At 42.0% G+C, this 624-nt stretch carries 1 protein-coding gene; it reads right to left on the bottom strand.

The genetic code is table 11. The annotated features are described in order from the left end of the window. Positions 1-241: 241 nt before the first annotated feature. On the bottom strand, positions 242-624 hold a 383-nt coding region (locus R7044_RS26325; RefSeq protein ID WP_318141742.1), incomplete at its 5' end, for an NAD(P)-dependent oxidoreductase.

Here is a 624-nt window from a genome sequence, read left to right as displayed (position 1 = left end):
TTGTGCTTAAGTTGGTTAAGCTTCTTTGTTAGATCTTCAACTTCATCCGTGAATTTAGAAATCATTTCGTGATCACCACGAGAACGTGCTGCATCCAGTTTACGTTGGCAGGTATCTACGCGGTTATGCAGCTTTTGAATATCAGTTTTAATGCTCATGGTAAATAGACTCAATTTTTTAATGGTCGAGGAGTATAGCATAGCTGAAAATCTACGCTCTACTATCCTCCTCGATTCTATGTTTAGTTGATTAGTTCATTCCCTGAAACTTGGCCGGAGAAGAAGGCTTCTACGTTGTTCAATGTCACAGATGCTATGTTATTCAGCGCTTCGTGAGTTAAGAAAGCTTGATGGCCAGTGAACAGAACGTTGTGGCATGCCGATAAGCGGCGGAAAACATCATCCACGATAACGTCGTTGGATTTATCTTGAAAGAACAAGTCCTTTTCGTTGTCGTACACATCTAAACCGAGAGCGCCAATCTTACCCTGTTTAAGTGCTTCGATAGCGGCGACAGAGTCGAGTAACTCACCGCGGCTTGTATTGATGATCATCACGCCATCTTTCATTTGAGCAAAAGCGTTTTCGTTCAATAGATGGTAGTTTTCTTCACTCATTGGACAGT

Source organism: Vibrio sp. 1402 (genome assembly GCF_033340275.1).
Note: the sequence above shows the minus strand (reverse complement) of the source record. Positions and strands in the feature narration are given on the sequence as shown.